At 48.6% G+C, this 18354-nt stretch carries 13 protein-coding genes; 3 read left to right on the forward strand and 10 right to left on the reverse strand.

The annotated features are described in order from the left end of the window. Window positions 1-144: 144 nt before the first annotated feature. The 3 genes from VLX91_13880 (at window position 145) to VLX91_13890 (ending at window position 1955) form a co-directional block, all read left to right on the forward strand. Window positions 145-366, forward strand: a complete 222-nt coding sequence (locus VLX91_13880; protein HUI31294.1) for a hypothetical protein — start codon at window positions 145-147, stop codon at window positions 364-366. 143 nt (window positions 367-509) lie between these two features. Beyond that, the gene (locus tag VLX91_13885; GenBank protein ID HUI31295.1) at window positions 510-986 is read left to right on the forward strand and encodes a hypothetical protein; all 477 of its coding nucleotides are present in this window, start codon (window positions 510-512) and stop codon (window positions 984-986) included. A 228-nt stretch (window positions 987-1214) separates the two neighbouring features. Then, window positions 1215-1955, forward strand: a complete 741-nt coding sequence (locus VLX91_13890) for a zinc ribbon domain-containing protein (protein ID HUI31296.1) — start codon at window positions 1215-1217, stop codon at window positions 1953-1955. Between the two features lie 34 nt (window positions 1956-1989). Here VLX91_13890 and VLX91_13895 read toward each other — a convergent pair whose 3' ends face one another. The 10 genes from VLX91_13895 to VLX91_13940 all read right to left on the reverse strand — a co-directional run bounded on the left by VLX91_13895 (window position 1990) and on the right by VLX91_13940 (window position 18297). Then, window positions 1990-2436 (reverse strand): SUF system NifU family Fe-S cluster assembly protein, encoded by a 447-nt coding sequence (locus VLX91_13895; protein ID HUI31297.1) that lies wholly within the window; start codon window positions 2434-2436, stop codon window positions 1990-1992. Continuing rightward, window positions 2423-3667, reverse strand: a complete 1245-nt coding sequence (locus tag VLX91_13900; protein HUI31298.1) for a cysteine desulfurase — start codon at window positions 3665-3667, stop codon at window positions 2423-2425. The genes VLX91_13895 and VLX91_13900 overlap by 14 nt, the downstream gene beginning before the upstream one ends. A 143-nt stretch (window positions 3668-3810) precedes the next feature. Then, a complete protein-coding gene (locus VLX91_13905; protein HUI31299.1) occupies window positions 3811-4326 on the reverse strand; it encodes an SLBB domain-containing protein in 516 nt (171 codons plus the stop codon). Window positions 4327-4339: 13 nt separating this feature from the next. Next, the gene (locus tag VLX91_13910; GenBank protein HUI31300.1) at window positions 4340-5137 is read right to left on the reverse strand and encodes a hypothetical protein; all 798 of its coding nucleotides are present in this window, start codon (window positions 5135-5137) and stop codon (window positions 4340-4342) included. Further along, on the reverse strand, window positions 5134-6144 hold the full coding sequence (locus VLX91_13915) for a hypothetical protein (GenBank protein HUI31301.1): 1011 nt from the start codon (window positions 6142-6144) through the stop codon (window positions 5134-5136). The genes VLX91_13910 and VLX91_13915 overlap by 4 nt, the downstream gene beginning before the upstream one ends. Window positions 6145-6148: 4 nt before the next feature. Continuing rightward, window positions 6149-11029, reverse strand: a complete 4881-nt coding sequence (locus tag VLX91_13920; GenBank protein HUI31302.1) for a C25 family cysteine peptidase — start codon at window positions 11027-11029, stop codon at window positions 6149-6151. Further along, entirely contained in the window at window positions 11026-14073 is a 3048-nt protein-coding gene (gene secA / locus VLX91_13925; GenBank protein ID HUI31303.1) for a preprotein translocase subunit SecA, read from the reverse strand. The genes VLX91_13920 and secA overlap by 4 nt, the downstream gene beginning before the upstream one ends. A 280-nt stretch (window positions 14074-14353) precedes the next feature. Next, window positions 14354-15628, reverse strand: a complete 1275-nt coding sequence (locus tag VLX91_13930; protein HUI31304.1) for an MFS transporter — start codon at window positions 15626-15628, stop codon at window positions 14354-14356. A 71-nt stretch (window positions 15629-15699) separates the two neighbouring features. Further along, window positions 15700-16215 carry a hypothetical protein gene (locus tag VLX91_13935; protein ID HUI31305.1) on the reverse strand — a complete coding sequence of 172 codons (516 nt, stop codon included), beginning with the start codon at window positions 16213-16215 and terminating at the stop codon, window positions 15700-15702. Between the two features lie 111 nt (window positions 16216-16326). Continuing rightward, window positions 16327-18297 (reverse strand): M1 family metallopeptidase, encoded by a 1971-nt coding sequence (locus VLX91_13940; protein HUI31306.1) that lies wholly within the window; start codon window positions 18295-18297, stop codon window positions 16327-16329. Window positions 18298-18354: the final 57 nt, after the last annotated feature.

Here is an 18354-nt window from a genome sequence, read left to right on the forward strand (position 1 = left end):
GAATGTGATTGCAGAATTATCATTGACCGGGAAATTTTTGTCTGTGATATTTTGATAAGATCACTTAAATATGCTGGATCTCAAATAGGTTAGTAGATCTGTGGTAATGTTAAACGACGATATTAACAATCGAGGAGAATCATCATGGCTGACTGCGAATGTCTTGCGGGCTGTCCATTTTTTAATGATAAGATGGCGGACATGCCCGGGCTGACTACTCTGTATAAAAGGTCATACTGCCAGGGCGGCGAGTTCGCGCAATGTGCTAGATACATGGTTTTCAAAGCTCTCGGTAAGCCGTCCGTGCCGGCAGATTTGTTTCCAAACCAAGTTGAAAGAGCAAAAGCGTTAATCGGCAATCGGTGATGGATTGAAGAATCTGCTAAGAGAATCTACTCTCTTTACGCTGTTTTCATAAGTAAGATTGCTTGCGCGTTGATAGAATAAAACGCGGCGGGTGAAATTTTTTAATTGGACAATAGCCATCACCAGGAGGCATTTACAAAATCATGGATGTCCCAACGTACATGCCTGCAGCAGGAATCAACGTCCCACAGATGCAGCGCCTTTACCGTTGGCTCGTGTACAAGCGGTTTACGATTGTTATCTACGGGCTCAGTTTTTGGGCCGGCCCGATTATTGTCGCTGTAGTCTTAGCTATGCTGGCGATCTTGTTTGCGCCATATGTGCTTTTTGTACTTTACAAAAACGGAAAACGCGGCTGGCTTTTATCATTTGCCATTATCGCCGGCATTCCCATTGCGCTGACATTTGTTCCCACACAAAGTTCATTAATCCATGTTTTCCTTCTTTATCAACCTCTCCTAGCGTTTTATTTCTATTGCTTCGTGTTGCGTTATTCGGTGGCCGACTGGATCAGCGATGCCGTGCCTGAGGGCGAGACATGGGTCGAAACCAAAGATAAAATAAATGAACCCGAGAAGATCTCCGGTAGGTGGATTTCCGGCGGTCAAGAAAACCTGTAGAACCTATCGGCCCTGGCGGTCCCGTCTTCCCCCTGCAGCTAAACACTCCGAACGAACTCAATTTGACATTTGATGGAACAGCTGTTACGCTTCGATCAAATCTGTGGACAAAGCGGAAAACGCAGAACAACTATTGCAGGCATCAGTTGATTGCATGTCACAATCAAAATCAATAACTTTTATGGAGATAGGTATACACATTCAATTAATTCTGTCTAGGAGGCCGAGATGAATTGCCCTAGCTGTGGCTCTCAAAATGAATCGTCTGCAAAATTTTGCGGCATCTGTGGGAAACCGTTAGAAACTCCAATTGAAGAGAAGAAAGAGAAAACTCCGCCTCGAATGAACCCCCTGCCAGTTCAAGAACAGGGAAGGGGTGAGCTCGTCCTTGCTCTCGGCATACTCAGCATACTGCTTTTTGGTCCGGTCCTAGGCATTCCAGCGTGGGTCATGGGACAGCATGATCTGAAGAAAATAAAGACCGGCGCCATTGCCATTTCTCAGAGAGGTTTGACGCGATCAGGAATGATCTTAGGGATCATCGGCACTTTTGTTAGCGTCTTAACTATCATAGTTGTTGGAATGGCCATATCGACAGGAATTTCCATGTTCAAATCCAATGCGATGATTACAAACCGTGATGATATGTTAAACGATCTGAACAACCTTGCTGCTAAGGCTCAACAATATTACCGAAAGCCTGCGTCGATGGGGGGTGGCGGAGGAACATTTCAGGGATTCGTCTTGTCCCAGATGGACGCCGAGAACGGCAACGGAGTATACTGGTACGATGCATCCGCACCAAAAATATATGAAAATCCGCCGCTCACCGATCGTCCCTTTCCTTATGAACAACGTGTTATTTACATCGTAGGGAGAGGGAACGAAACTGGCCGAGATGGGGTAGACAAAGTGGAAGCATATGTTGAGGTCTCTCCCAATCGCGTCACAGCCCGTGTGCTTAATTAGCCGCGGATGGTTGCGCGCCTGAAAAAAGTGAACTCTATTTTTTTTCTTTCGTCTTAAACGCCTCTTCCAGCGTGTGCCATGAAAGCGTGGCACATTTGACACGCACTGGAAATTTAGAGACGCCCCTCAAGGCCACCGCATCCCCCAGTTCTTCCACATCCGATTCATTTCCGTTTTCAGACTGAGCCCCCTTTACCATCGCATAAAATTTTTCGGCAATCCGTCTGACCTCGTCTAACGATTTACCCTTCACAAGGTCGGTCATGATCGAAGCTGACGCCTGGCTGATCGAGCATCCTGCGCCGGAAAACTTCGCGTCTTCTACTATCCCGTTCTTAACAAGAACGGTGATCTCGATATCATCACCGCATGATTCGTTGTAGCCTCTCGAATTCTGCGTCGCGTCTTCGATAACGCCATGGTTGTGAGGATGCTGGTAGTGGTCGAGAATTATTTCAGTGAAGAGATCACTTAGCGACATGTGCTCTTTCTCTTGGTTTGAAAATTGCGGCCGCTTTCTCCAGCCCACTGGCGAGTGCTTCAACATCGGACTCATTGTTATAAACATAAAAACTTGCTCGAGCTGTCGCCTGCACGTGAAGCGTCCGCATGAGAGGCTGTGCGCAATGGTGACCGGCACGAATTGCAATGCCTTCCGAATCCAGAATGCTCGAGATATCGTGCGGATGAGCACCGTCAATGGTCAACGATATGACCCCGGTGCCGTTTTCCTGATGCCTGTGAATGTGAATTCCGTCGATTTCACTGAGCCGGCGCACGGCAAGATTGCCAAGCCTAGCCTCGTGTTCTTGAATGTTTTTCATACCGACGCTCTCAAGATATTCGACTGCGGCCTTAAGGCCGACGGCTCCTGCTATATTCGGCGTTCCTGCTTCGAATTTGTGAGGCGGCTTCGCATAGCTGGAAGTCGCAGGAAATACTTCGTTAATCATCTCACCGCCGCCTAAGAAGGGTTCCATTTTCTCCAGAATCTCGTGACGACCATACAAGCACCCGATGCCGGTTGGACCGCACATTTTGTGTCCACTGAAAGCATAAAAGTCGCAGTCTATTTCTTTGACGTCAATGGGCATGTGAGGAACTCCCTGCGCACCGTCGATAATGCAAATTGCCCCCGCTTCGTGTGCGAGCCGCGTAATTTCCGTTACAGGATTTACCGTGCCGAGTACGTTTGAGATATGAACGACTGAAACAACCTTTGTCCTAGAGCTCAGATTCCGCTTCAGCGAATCCAAGTCCAACTGGAAATCATCTCTCAACCTGATAAATTTCAGAATGGAGCCCGTATGTCTCGAAATAATGTGCCATGGCACAAGGTTGCTGTGATGTTCCATCTCGGTTAGAATTATCTCATCGCCCCTATGAAGGTTGTTTAACCCCCAAGCGTATGCAACTAAGTTTATGGATTCCGTTGCATTTCTCGTGAAGACCAGCGATTCGGGTTTCGGTGCGTTGACAAAACCAGCGATTTTTGTCCTCGATCCCTCATACATATCGGTCGCGATTTGACTGAGCTCATAAGCACCTCGATGGACATTCGCGTTGAAGTTTGAATAGTACCCGTCAAGAGCATCGATCACGCACCGAGGTTTCTGAGTGGTTGCCGCACTGTCAAGATAAATGAGCGGCTTGCCTTTTGAAGCCCAGTACGAAAATATCGGAAAATCCTGCTTTATATTATCGAACGTCATAACTTGTTTCCTCTTCTCCTCAGTAAGGCCAACAAATCCCGCGAGGAAAAGATTCAGTACAAAGTGTAAGCATCAATTTTACCTCTCGCTTTAGAAAGAATGGCGATATCCTCAGCATAAAATAGCATGCCCACGCAACGAATTCAATGTGTTTTGAGAACAAGGATCAAAGTGCCGACGCCTGAGAGAACCAATGCAACATCACGAAAGAGAGAGAAAATTTCTTGCAACGCAGTAAATGTAGATCCCGGTACAATGATAGTGTCTCCCGGCAAAAGCAAAGGACTTTTCTGGCCGGTTCGCTCGAACTCTCGCAGATCAATCGGTATCACATCAGTTTTGTAGGTGGAATCGGGCTGCAAAATTTGACGCACGATCCTCACACCCTCCAGCTGAGCGTGTTCCAATGGCCCACCCCCGAGCGAGATAAGCTGCACTAAGTCAGTAGAGCCCGGGACTTCATATCGGCCGGGATTCCTGACAAAACCCCAAAGATTAACCACGATCGTTAGTCCTTCCTTCCCGCCCAAATAGTAATATGACGGTGCATTTGAGCCGACGGGAGGTATTTGGTTTTCAAAAATTCCTTGAGCGTTGGCGGTATCTATTCCCAGTGCCGATAATAGTATGAACATAGTAACAAGAAAGTTGATGCGCATTTGGTCTACCTTTCTAATTAGCTGTGAAAGTCTGCCAGATTGATTTCGCTTGCCCGTCAGTGTTGAGATCGATCCTGTCGACACGCCACTGATAGGAATCTCCTGATTTCAACGGTCTAAACGCGGTGCTGTCGAAATTGAATTGCGCACTTATCGTGGACCCTCCGTAAATAAGAGTATCCCTGCTTATCCAAACATAAACAGAGGGTATAACAGAAATATCTTTGAGCCGGATAACAGTGGACCCTCCGTTAGTGTTGTCTTTCCACACAAATGAAAGATTATTCGCGCTTACCGTCGCATTTCTTCCCGGGTAGTTAAGGGTTGGTCTATCCAGCAACGTAATATGGGCCGTATCTGATGGATTACTCATGCTCCCATCAGAGGCGTAAGCTTTGACAAAGTAGAAATATCTCACGTTAGTCCTCACAGAATTAACGTCCACATACGAGGTGTCTTTCACCGCCGGCGTCGATTTCAAATCAACAACGAGTTCAAACCCGGCGGGGATCCCGTTTGCATCGGTTGTATCGGTGCGATAAACCTTATATCCGGCGGCTCCCGATGCTGCAAACCATTGAATGAAAATGTCCCCGGTGTTTGGATCCTGTCCGATCCCGGTTTCGATTGAATCCCGGGGCTGAGATTGAGGTACGAAATGCGGAGTGCTGAGCGTGAAAATCGGAGTCCCCTTCGGAGCACAACCCACGAAACAAAGTGAAAGCACGCCGATGGCACATATGACTAACCTGCCCTGCAACCCCTGCGACTTTTCGATAGCTAGGAGAATGTAGTTATATAGAATTTTCACTTGAAAATTTTGTCCATGTAAAATGATGCACTCACTCTGTTTACATTTCCGAGGTCTTGGGCAAGAAATGCGTAATCCACGCGTATGAAGTTTAGATTGATTCCTGCTCCGGCCGTGATATTAGAAGCATCGGATCCGACTCTAACTGACAGCAGATTTTTATAAACATACTCACCTCCTATGAGAAAATCACCGTATCGTGAATCGCGATTGACTGTAACCACAACATCTCCACCGATCACATCGATAGGCGCGTCGTAAGAAACTCCCCAAACGAGACTCCGCTGAATCGATTCGTTCGTCTGGGTGTCCCATGCCATACGAGTGTTTGTGACGTCCCGGACGTTCATCCCGAAAGAAAACGTTCCAAGGTTTTTCTCACCACTCTCCTCTTCGAAAGGAAGTCTCAACATGAAACCGCCGTCAATGCCGACCCCCGATGCCGTCCTCCCGTAAAGCGACCTATGTATGATCTTGAAGTTGATTCCGACGGGGAACTGCACTGGAATTCTGAAGAGCGACCAACCGAAATCGATATCAAATTTGAACATGCGTGCTATGTTTAAGTAAATCGCATCGTCTGCGCTGCTGAACGACCCGGTATTCGCCAATCCGCTTTTGATAGAATCCTCCCTCAGTGCAGGTGACTCAACTTCCGTCAGGTCCAGCGTGGAAGGTATATCATCGACGCTCAACCTCACCCAGTCCACCGAGACGTTCAAGTCCTGAAGCTTCTGCGCATAACCTAGAAAGAAGAAATTCGACAACGGAGAAAATAATGAACCATACTGCGAAGAATACATCATGGATAATATTTTCGAGTCTATCAAGGCGGTCCCCGAAGGGTTGTAATGAAATGCAGTGCCATCATCCGCCAGCGAAACAAAAGCGTCGCCCATTCCGAGTGCCTCGGCTCCGACCGGAATCTCAAGAAAGCTGGCGGCATATTTGGTCTGTGCCAGAGAGACGGAATAAAACACAACAAATATAGTCAGGGCTTTTCTCATCTTTTTATCTAAGCCTCGCCATCTTGCCGATATCTTCAAGCGTTTTTCCACCGCTGCTCACACTTACCTTGTAAAAATATACGCCGTTAGCAACCTGGTTGCCGTAACTATCGGTGCAGTCCCACCACGCCTCATGATAGCCTACCGCGGTCGGAGAACCTGTACCGCCTTGCAAGAGTCCAACGGTCTCCTCCGGATTATTACTCGGATAACGAATCGTTCTCACAAGCCTTCCGCTTACAGTATAAATTTTGACCTCGACTGCATCAATCGGATTTGCCGATGTTACTTCAAATGCAATAAGAGTCTGAGAAACGAATGGATCCGGATAAGCACCGTAGACTTTCAAGCTAAAATCCGATCTTACAACAAAGTCTATTGATGCCGGGTTTGAAACGTTTCCGTTCGCATCCTTCGCCATGACTTGAAGGTTATGGGAACCATCTTTTATGGGAAGCTGCACCGTCGCCGCTACGGATGTCGGATTCGTAACGGTGTCGGGGAGTATGACGGATGCCGTGTCGACTTTCTTGCCATCGACCTCGACGTCAATATCGTTTTTATTCAGATCGATGCCGTCTTCATCATGCAGAAGGAAAGAGAATCGTGGATTTGGTGGAACATAATCTCCGCTCGAGAAAAATTGGTCCCCGACAGAAATCGTAACCTGCGGAGAAGTATGATCCGTCGAGAAAGCCGCGGAAAAAATTCCAAGCGAACTAACATTTGCCGTCACCGCTCCGTTAGCGTAATTCCCGCCCACCAGGTTCAGCGTCTGGCTACGAGGATTGTAGATATATAAATGAAGACCGGACAGGTTGGCGTTGGTTGCTGAGTCGGGGTCGGAAATTTTCAAAGCGACAGCATAGTTTTCGCCGTTTGAATATTTGACCGGAGTAAACTGGAAATATTGTAAACCTGCGCTTTTGCTTTTAGCCTGAAATATGGAAGGCTGCGGATAGAGAGGCGGGAATACTCTTTGTGCTTGAAAGATTTCCCCCGGCGAAGCTCCTGACAACACCGCCGCTGAATCGAGAGCGACCATTCCGGAAAGATTGGCGACAAAGAAATTTACTAAAATATTGTTATACGCGTAATTATTTCCCGGATGCAAATCATAGCCGATCGTGAGACTGTCAAAAACGATATAGATATAAATCGTATGACCTCCTCCCGACAAAGTTGCCGGAATTGAAACAACCTTCTGAGAAGTCGTATCCATGTTCACTCTTGCGCTTCCGAGGAAATTCCCGGACATGCGCGACCCATCATAGAAATCGACGCGGAGATTCTCTACAGGAACCCGGTTCAAATCATACACTTGCGCCTCAAGCTTCACAACGGTGTCTGCAGTAACCATGATTGTGGAGTTGATATTCACAAATCCCTGCGGCGAGAAAGCAGATAAGTCTGCTGCACCGGGCACAGGATAAGATGCCTGTTGACCTCCCACGACGCTTCCGTCTGAAAGTGTCGCCTGCAAATTTCCCGTTATGATCTCGCCTGGTTTAAGAGTGTCCGAGCTAATGTAACCGGCGCCGAAATATTTATTCTGTGATAAAGCGAGCGGAATGCTTAATGATGCCACCGGATTATTCGCGCCTGAACTCGCCGACGAATAAATTTTGCCGACGAATCTGAGAGTGGCTATATTCGAGCTCGAGGTTGCATAGGCCGTGACCGATACTTGAAAGCTGCCGGTACTCTGAGTTATTCCGAAATTGGCTATCTGCACGAAAGAATTTCCGGTTGAGTAATCTATGCTTGACGAGCTCTGCAGAGAGCTATTGTAAGTGTACACCTTGACATGACCTGTCCCCGAGAATCCGCCGGAGAATGGAACACTGAAACTACCCGCACCCGTGTTATCCAAGCTGACATTTGCCTCAGCCAGCATGTCGCTCTCGTTATTCGTCAGCTGAACTATGCCGGAACCTCCGGGGGGCCCGTTTGAGACATTTCCTGAAACGTTTTGGCCTGAAGAAACGGTATAAGAGTTTAATTGCACCGTGGAGTTGTTTTGCGGGAGCTGGATAACCAGCGCGGGATCACCAATCAAGTTGTACTGATTCACCATTGTCGTGGGAGTAACAGGCGGCTCCACCCAAGATGCATAATATAGTGATTTGGCGACCATGAGATCAGAACCGATACTCGAACCTGATGTGGTTGAATCAAAAATCAGGGGGAGAAGCTTGCTGATCATAAGGAAATCGTTATCTCTCCAGCCCAATCCGGCAGAAGCTAGAACTCCAATCGCTCCTTTATTTTCCCCAAACAAGAGTGTCGATGACAGAGGTAACCCTTCTTGACCGTCAAACGCTCCGGAGAAGCATGTCATGCTTGTAATAAAAGGATATTTGTCTTTGTTCGACATGCCTGAAATTTCGTCGTTTGTCAAAATTCCGTTGTCAGCCCAAATGGCGCCGCCGCCGTGCCCCATGAAATTCACAAGAGCCAGTCCTTGATTGAAATAACCCAGCAGGTCCTGCGTTGTACCATAATATTTCGTATCGACTTGAGGATCTTGAATGCTTGTATAAAGCCGTTTTATAAAAAAGTTGGAGGGAATCATCGAATTTACGATCGACTCGGTTTGAGTATGAAATACGTTCTCTTCTCCTCCGATAAGCAGAGCGGCATTTTGCCAGCCAAACGATTTGTTTGAATAATAACTCAAGATCTTGTCAACGACTGTGTTCAGTTGATCGATGGTGGCTGCCGGTATTCTTCCCACGGCGATATCCGGAAGCGGATCGTCGCCGTCAACACATGCATAAAAATTATCGGCGGCTGTAGCTCCGAAAGTAGACGTTTGCATCATCATCACCGGGATCAAATTTTGGGCGTCATTGCCATTCTTCGTATTCCATGTCCCGATCCCCACCAACAAAACATACTTCGGAATATTGGACCAGTTGTGATAGGCATAGGAGATAAATGACTTTATTCCGTAAGGGCTCTTTATCCCATAACTGAATTCGTCATAAATTTCATCTGCGTCCACGACGATGGTTTTTGTTCCATGCGAATTGTACCATGATGCTAACCGACTTATCGGATTATTCGGATCCGTATTCTTGACGACGTCATCAAGCTGCCTGTTGACGATCATGATATAATCCGCTGAATAATCATATGATGACAGGCCGACATTGGGAATCTGCTCGATTTGAACCGGCTTCAGCTTTCCGTCGTCGCTGACCGCGATAAACTGATCTCCTGTCGACTGGACGTAAGCCTGAAACAATGCGCCGTATCCCCTGGTTGAACCCTGACTGCTCAGAGACTGAATGGTAACGTCGGTTATTCTCGAGACATTCAATCTGTAGACTGAAACGGAGGAATTGTGGAAATTCTGAATCGTGAAGTTATAAAATCCCGGCAGGGCATTATCGGGGATGGTAAATCTTATGTAGTCCTTGTCCGCCACGTAAAGCCTCTGATACTTCAACTCGACCCAATTGAACGCAAAAGTCGTCACTGCAATGGTTCCAGGATTGGCATCGTAAACCTGAAAATTATTTGTTCCGTGATGCAGCACGCTTTGCGGGATATTAGCATCGGCGCCGACCTGGGCTATTTGCATGGTCTGGCCGTTCCAGGTCGTGTTCAGAACGTGGCTCTGGTTTATAAAGAGTTCAGCTTGATGTTCGTTCGGCACGTTTGGTGAGCCATTCTGGCCATCAAGATGAGTCACGCCATGAAAAGCTGCAGTGATGAGAAGCGGTTGAATGGAAGTCGTGTCAGGGTAAGACAGATAAAACGGCACAGTCACCATCTGGTTGCTCGATACCTCTGTCCAGTACCAATGATCTCTCTTGTCGTAAGTTTGATCGGGATCGACCGCGTCGAGGCGAAGAAACTGTCCGTCTTTTTCTAGATGAGCAATCTGAGTAAAGGAATATCCTGAGAGGTCGGTGGCATTGCTGACGCGGTTCAACGCTCCAGACTCGGTGACGAGGTGCTGGGCAGGCGCTGTAGAATCCTTTGTCAAAAAGTACACGTTATTGTCAGTGAACGGATCGAGATACATATCCGGTCTGCCGCCGGAATAATTGATAAGGTTCGGTGTTCCATAAAACTCGAAATAACTGTCCTTCGTAAATTGACCTCCGCTGGTGGTGTAAACATAAATTGGTATTTGTTTCCCGTGATTCCATAAGGTCATGTTCTCTGAAGTGATGCCGGATATGTTGACTCCGGCCGTATCGAGATCATATCCGGTTATATGATAAATCCCCTCTCGATTAACCACAATTCTTATGTACGATCCGGACGGAAGTTGCTGAGCGCTTGCCTTGCGAAGGTTGACAGGCTCCGACGATCCCGTCAGTGTCTTTTGCGCTTTCGCAAGATTGTCAAAATCCGGAGGGAACGATCGGTCTGAAGTCAGACTCACATTGACGGTTCGATAGTAAGTCAATTTCCCGGCGCCCGAATTATAATCGTAAGGGCAGACAATGAGTGAAAAGACTTTTTTCCCCCTCATTATCCCGACCTGCTTGAGCGAGACAACATTTGCCGGATTTCGAGAATCCTTTGAGGTAATTACAGAATTTCCTTCCGCGGTATCGACCATGGCAGGTACTTTATTATTGAAGGCAATGGTCTCAGGATCTCGCCTCTGAACCGTGTAACTGACGTTTCCATCGGCAACAAATGGGAAAGCAATGTATGGAGAACTGCTGCGGATCAAGAAGGCTGATGCGCTTCCCGAATCGGATGAAAACGTCAAGATTTTTTGTGTGGGTGAAATTGACTGGACTTTAACCGGCAGATGTCGGGATAAATTTCCATTGGAGGCGACTGCTCCCGGAGGTAAAAGCGCCGGAGTCAAAAGAAAACCTATCGACAATGCAAAAAATGAAAACTGCTTCGTCACTTCCCGTGGCAGTTCTTATATTTCTTTCCGCTTCCGCAGGGACACGGATCGTTCCGCCCGACTTTTTCCGCAACCCTGATCGGCCGTCGTTTGATCTGGCCCTGCGCTGCCGGTTCCCTATTCGCCTGCATCCCGAGTCCAACAGCGGAATCATGCTGAAGCTGCATTTGATCCCTTCTCGGCATTTTCGCCGCGCGACGCTGCGGGATTTCTTCCGGCACGGCCGGAAAGGCCCGAAACACTATCTGCAAAACTTCCTTATTGATCGTTCCTAACATGACCACGAACATGTCGAATGCTTCGCGCTTGTACTCTACGAGCGGATCCTTCTGTCCATAAGCTCGCAGATTTATTCCCTCTTTGAGATCGTCCATCTCGCGGAGGTGCTCCTTCCACTTTTCATCTATCACTTGAAGCATCGCCATACGCTCGAGCCTGCTCATTATCTCAACGCCAAGCTCCTGTTCCTTACGATTATAAAATTCGACCGCGGCAGTGTGAGCCCGTTCCACGACGCCGTCTTTGCCGAGGCGGCGGAATTCATCCGGCGTAAAGTTGACATCGATAAGGAAAGTCCGTCTCAGTTCATCGACGAGTCCGGCGATGTCGCCGCCGTCGTAGTAATTTTCTACAGTCTCATTCAAATGCTCACGAAGCATATCGAAAATCTCGTCCTTGAGACGTTCACCTACGAGCGCATGCCTCCTGCGGTCATAGACAACTTCGCGCTGCTGGTTCATCACATTGTCATATTCGAGCAGCCTCTTACGTATCGCGAAATTATTCTCTTCGACTTTCTTTTGTGCCCGTTCAACACTGCGAGTAATCATCGGGTGCTGGATCACGTCGCCTTCTTTCATTCCGAATCTATCCATGACCCTTGCAATCCTGTCGCTTCCGAATAACCGCATCAGATCATCTTCGAGCGAAAGGAAAAATTTCGATGACCCCGGATCGCCCTGTCTGCCGGAGCGGCCTCTAAGCTGCCGATCGATCCGGCGTGCTTCGTGTCTTTCAGTGCCGACGATGCGGAGTCCGCCCTTCTCGACGACACCCGGACCCAACTTAATATCTGTGCCACGACCCGCCATATTGGTTGCAATAGTAACCGCGCCCGGCATTCCAGCACGCGAGACAATTTCAGCTTCGCGCTGGTGCTGTTTCGCGTTCAGGACTTCATGGCCGATTCCGCGCCGCTTCAACATCCGGCTCAGTGTTTCACTGACTTCAACGCTGGTCGTCCCGACAAGGACGGGCTGCGACTGCTTCTTCATTTCTTCAAGTTCACTTATGACAGCATTGTACTTTTCTCGCTTAGTTCTGTAAATCACGTCGTCCATGTCGTCGCGAACCATCGGCTTGTTCGTCGGAATAACCACGACATCCAATTTGTAAATGTCATAAAACTCTGCCGCCTCCGTCTCCGCTGTTCCGGTCATGCCGGCCAATTTCTTGTAAAGCCTGAAATAATTCTGCAGAGTGATGGTCGCAAGCGTTTGAGTGTCACGCTCGACTTTCACACCTTCCTTTGCTTCAATTGCCTGGTGAAGACCTTCGGAGTAGCGGCGTCCCTGCAAAATCCTGCCGGTGAACTCATCGACGATCAAGACTTTCCCGTCTTGAACGACATACTCGACATCTTTTTCATAAAGTGAATACGCTCTCAGAAGCTGCGACACGGTGTGGATCCGGTCGCTCCTTTCAGCGTAGAGTTTATACAACTCCTCTTTCTTCCGCTGAACCTGAGATGGAGTCAGGAATTTGTCGTTCTCAATAGCAGCGACTTCGGTTCCGATATCCGGCAAAACGAACATATCTTTGTCCGCCTCGGAAGATGCAAGATATTCGCGTCCCTTCTCCGTGAGGTCGATGACGTGGGTTTTCTCATCGATGGAATAGTAAAGCTCGTCATCTATCTCGTGCATCCGCGAGCCTTGGTCCTTCAGGTACTCAAGCTCGGTTTCCTGCATCAGGCGTTTGTTTGACGGCTCGGTGAGGAGCTTTGTCAATCTCTTGTGTTTTGGAAAACCATGGTACGATCTAAGTATTAAAACGCCCGCTTCCTTTTCTTTTTCTTCTGACAACAATTTTTCGGCATCTGCAACGATCCGGCCGATGAACCGGACCTGTTCGTTGACAAGCCTCTCGATGCGGGGCTTCATATTGTCGAACGAATGCTCTGTCGATCCGACCGGCCCGCTGATGATGAGCGGCGTTCTCGCTTCATCGATCAGAACGGAATCCACTTCGTCGACGATCGCATAATAATGTTCCCGTTGGACGATATCTTCCGGGCCGACGCCCATATTGTCGCGGAGATAATCGAAGCCGAATTCATTATTGGTTCCGTAAGTAATGTCACACTCGTACATTCTCCTCCGCTGCGTCGAATCCATGTCCGCCTGGATGCAGCCGATGGTGAGTCCTAGAAACTCAAAGACCTTTCCCATCCACTCGCTGTCGCGTTTGGCGAGATAATCGTTGACTGTGACAAGATGTGTGCCTCGCCCCGGAAGGGCATTGAGATAAAGCGGCATCACGGCTACGAGAGTTTTCCCTTCGCCGGTCGCCATCTCCGCAATCTTTCCTTGGTGCAAGACAAGTGCGCCCATAAGCTGGACGTCAAATGGAACCATGTCCCAGACTATTTTGTGTCCCGTTACGTCCCAGCTTTTCCCGACGAGCCGGTGGCAGGCCTCTTTGGCGACTGCAAAAGCTTCCGGAAGAATTTCATCCAGAATATCTGCAATGACATTATCCCGCTCTTCTTCCAATTCGTCCAGCCGTTGATAGATTCCCTTCCGATCCTCACCCTGGACGTCTTCTTTGAGTTTTTCCTTCAGCTCATCGATTTCTTTTTCATACTCCGCGGCCTCTTCTTTGATCCTTGAACGAAATTCCTCAGTCTTATGCCGGAGTTCATCGTCGGACAAGCTCTGAAGTTTCGCGAAAGCTTCGTTCACTTCTTCCACTATAGGTACAAGTTTTTTGGCGTCGCGCTCATGTTTTGAGCCGAAAATCTTTTTTATTATGGAGACAGGCATCTTTTCTCGTTAAATATGATAAAAAATATAGGGAGGCAGATACAGGTAATCAAGGTAAAGAGAAAATGGCTTCATTGGTGCGCGAAGCGAAACAAGGACGGAGGAAAGCGATTATACTGGAGGTTATTACTCAAGATTCGAAATAGAAGTCACCCGAAACTATCCAAGCCAGTGCCAGACGTCTCCTCAACTTCATGGAGAAATTTCTTACGGAACCTCCATAATAGATTTCTCATCGCCGTGCTCCGTCGAGATAACAGTTTGGGAGGCGAAAAGGAAGCTATAATTGAATTGGCTCGTCGGACCTAATTCCAAGCCAACACGCCGCGGCGAACAGATAGAAAAAGGCCACGGTCAACAGCGGAATGTTCCACGAATGACCCCAGTCGAGATAGAAGCCGACCAGCATCGGACCGACGGCGCCGCCGAGGTTTCCGAAAGTGTTCATCGTCCCTGTGACGACCCCTGCATGTGAGCCGCCGATGTCGAGGCATGCTGCCCAGGCCGGCGCAACGCCAAAGGTGGCCAACCCGGCGGCTGTGGCAAAGAGAAACGCCGAGACTCTCGCGTCGGCGGTTTCGATAGCCGTCACGAGAATCACGGCGGCAAGCGGCAGTCCAATGACTCCGGGAATGCGCCTGCCCCAGCGCCGGCCGATGCGCAGAACCAAACGATCACTTGTCCATCCGGCCAATGCGACGCCCGCCGCCATGCAAAGCAACGGCAGCATAGCGAGCCAGCCGACGGTTTTCAGGTCAAAGCCTCGCGCACTGAGTAAATATTTCGGCATCCACGTCAGAAAAAAATACCAGCCGTAAATCACACCGAAGTACATACCGCATAAGAGTGTCAGAGAACGATTCCGGAACAATTGTTTCCACGGCGTGCGCTCCCGCTCGGTGGAGCGGGCGGATTCCGGAGAGATGATTTTCAATTCTGATTGATTCACACCGTGATGGCTTTGCGGCTCGTCTCGAAACCACCAAAACCACAAAACGGACCATGCCACTCCAGCAAGCGCGTACACGAAAAAAATCGTGCGCCAATGCCAGCGGGTCAGGAGTTCGGCGGTGAGCCATTGCGTCACAGCGCCGCCAAGCAGTGCGGACATGATGACGAGGCCGAAGGCGTTGCCCCGCCAGTTTTTTGGAAACCATCTTGAGAACGCGCGCGAAAGTCCCGGAAACATGCCGGCTTCGCCGACCCCAAACAAAAGTCTCACGAGCAAAAGCGAGACAAATCCGTAGGCGAGGCCCGTTGCGGCAGTCATGAGCGACCACCATACCACGACTCGCGTCAACATCAAACGCGGGCCAAAACGGTCGGCAAGCCATCCTCCTGGAATCTCAAATGCCGCATATGCAAAAGTAAACACGCTGAAGACCAATCCCAATTGTAAGTCGCTCAAGTGCAAATCTCTTTCCACAAACGGTGCGGCCATAGAGATGCAAACGCGATCAAGGTAGGAAATAGCAGTGATGGCGAGTGCAAAGATTAGAACGCCGTAACGCGCGCGGCTCGCCTGAATGGCGGTGGTGTCCGGAGAAATTGTCATCGATAACTATTCAAACAATTTCCCCCTGACTCCAGCTGTATCCTGATGTTCTTGATTTTCCGTCACACTCCTCAGTCTGCGCACGTCCAGCCGTTCTCGAAGCGGTCGACAGCTTCGTTGGCGGCGCTTGCCAGCTCTTTCTCGATATCTGTGGACGTACCGTCGCTGGAGAAGCGGCACAGGTGGCCTGCACCCCATCCATGCATACAAACGTAAATGCGGTATGTATCATCTTCGCGATGGTAAACGTCGAGGAACAATGTGAAATTGTAAGTGCTCGGGTCATCATTCCAATCGGCGCCTTCGAACCGTACATTGTAACTCATGTCCCCTGAGTAGTCATTCATTAAAGAAACCATGGCAGGGACTAAGTTCTTTTTGACCGTTTCTATATCTTCTGCAGTGTAGTGCGTCGTTATATAGAATCGGATTCGCATCGCGCCATTCTTACCAGAACCGTCTTTATCTTTGAAGCCATCCGAGTAAGTTCGATTGCACGGATCATTGTCGTACCACTGTGCTTTGATTGGAACCGACAACGTCAGAGCCGAAACCAACACCAAGAAAGATAGAGCCAATTTACTCATTTCATGTCTCCTTCTTTTTAAAACCACGTTGAAATATGTCCTGCCGATGAAACGGAAGCAAGTCAAACTCTCCCAGGTGTGATTTCTTTTACATGTATGTTCCGAGAGTTCCTACTTTCTCGCCCAGGTGTTATTATCCGCATTCACGTCCGGCAGAATTTTATCCGGATCAACCACCACCGAGTCGATCAGGCCCGTCGAATTATACCTGAACGTGAACAAGCCGCGGCGTTCCCAAACTTCGACAGGGAAATTCATTCTGCCGGATTTCCCATTCGACTCCTTAACCTCAACCGTCACCGGCATAACCATCCGGTCTTTGTTCTCAATCGTGATCAGTGAACCTTTCGCAGGATCACCATCGACATATTTCACGCTGTCAACTGCCTGATCTAGTTTATAGTTTTTCACAAACCATCCTTTCCAGAACCAGTTCAGGTTTTCGCCCGAGGCGTCGTTCATCGTTCTGAAAAAATCTGCCGGCATGGGATGTTTGTACGCCCACCTCTTTATGTAAGTCCGAAATGCATAGTCGAATCTGTCATGTCCGAGAACGTTCTCGCGAAGCATATAGAGTCCGAGTGCCGTTTTGTAGTATTCAAGCAGATGAGAATACTTTCCGGGAATTGCGTCCGCAAAAGAGACGATTGGCTGCGATTCCGGATTCATCAAATACGATACTATATCACGGGCGGGATTTTTTCCTTCCGGGTCGAACTCATTGTCCCGCTTCGGTGCGTACTCTCCATGATTAAATTCATCAGACGCATAAATGTCTATGAATGTATTGAATCCTTCATCCATCCATGCGTTTGCACGCTCGTTCGATCCGACGATCATCGGGAACCAGTTGTGTCCGAGCTCATGTGCGGTAACATACCACATCACTTTGTTTTTCATCTGCCACCAGTCGAACACTATCCCGGGGTATTCCATGCCACCGACCGGGCCTCCAACATCTATGGCACAGGGATACGGATATTCGAACCAATCTTTCGAAAAAATTTCTATGCTCGCTTTGGTGTATTCGGCCGAACGTCCCCACATTGAATCCGATGCGCTTTCGATCGGGTATACCGACATGGCGAGTGATTTTTTTCTGCTTGGAAGATTTATTCTCGCGGCGTCCCAGATAAATGCACGCGAACAAGCCCAGACAGCATCGCGCGAGTTTTTCATTTTGAAATGCCATTTCAGCATTCCACTTTCTCTCGGACGTGTCTGAGGGTTTCCGATCTCGTCCGGACTAATGACATAAACCCTATTGTCGCTCTTGCGCGCCTTATCCAGCCGGCCGACTTCATTTTTCGTAAGAACATCTTTGGGATCGACGAGTTCTCCGGAACCGACAACGATCATGTCCGACGGAACTGTCACGGTGTAATCGAAGTCGCCGTACTCGCAGTAAAATTCTCCTTCACCAAGAAACGGCAAGCTGTTCCATCCGTTCACATCGTCATACACTTCCATGCGCGGATACCATTGTGCAACATCATAGATCGCGCCATTTTTCGTGTACATCCAGCCTGTCCTGCCCAATCCGCCGGGCGGAATCACGAAGGAATATTCAATCGCGATTTTTATTCTGCCTCCACCCGATTTAATTGAGTGAGGCAAACGTATTTGCATTCGCGTGTCACTGATCAGGTAATTCGCCTTAGAAGTTTTACCTTCCCCTTCGACAATCACAGAAGCGATGCTGTCCCCGCCGTAAAAATTTCTTGATGGGTTTCCTGAGACTGACACGCCGCGCGAATTTTCGCCGAGCTGGTTCTGCTCAAGCTGGAGCCATACGTAAGGAAGCTCATCCGGGCTGGAGTTAGTATAAGCGATTTCAACTTTCCCTTTTATGGTTTTTGTCGCCGTGTCGAGACTCGCTTCAATCTTATAGTCGGCACGATTTTGCCAGTAACGCGGTCCCGGAGCGCCGCTTGCGCTGCGATAAGCGTTCCCGCCATGGCCGTCAAAATTTGGATCGAATATCTCATTCGGATCATAACCGTGTTTCTCCTGAGAGTTAGCTACAGTTAATAGAAAAAACAGCAAAAAAAATATCGGAACGCATGGCAAAATTCTTTTCATCTTGACGACTTTCTATTGTTTCATGATTTATTTTACGAGTAAAACTGATCGAGGCAG

The organism is Candidatus Acidiferrales bacterium, assembly GCA_035515795.1.
GTDB lineage: Bacteria > Bacteroidota > Ignavibacteria > Kryptoniales > JAKASW01 > JAKASW01.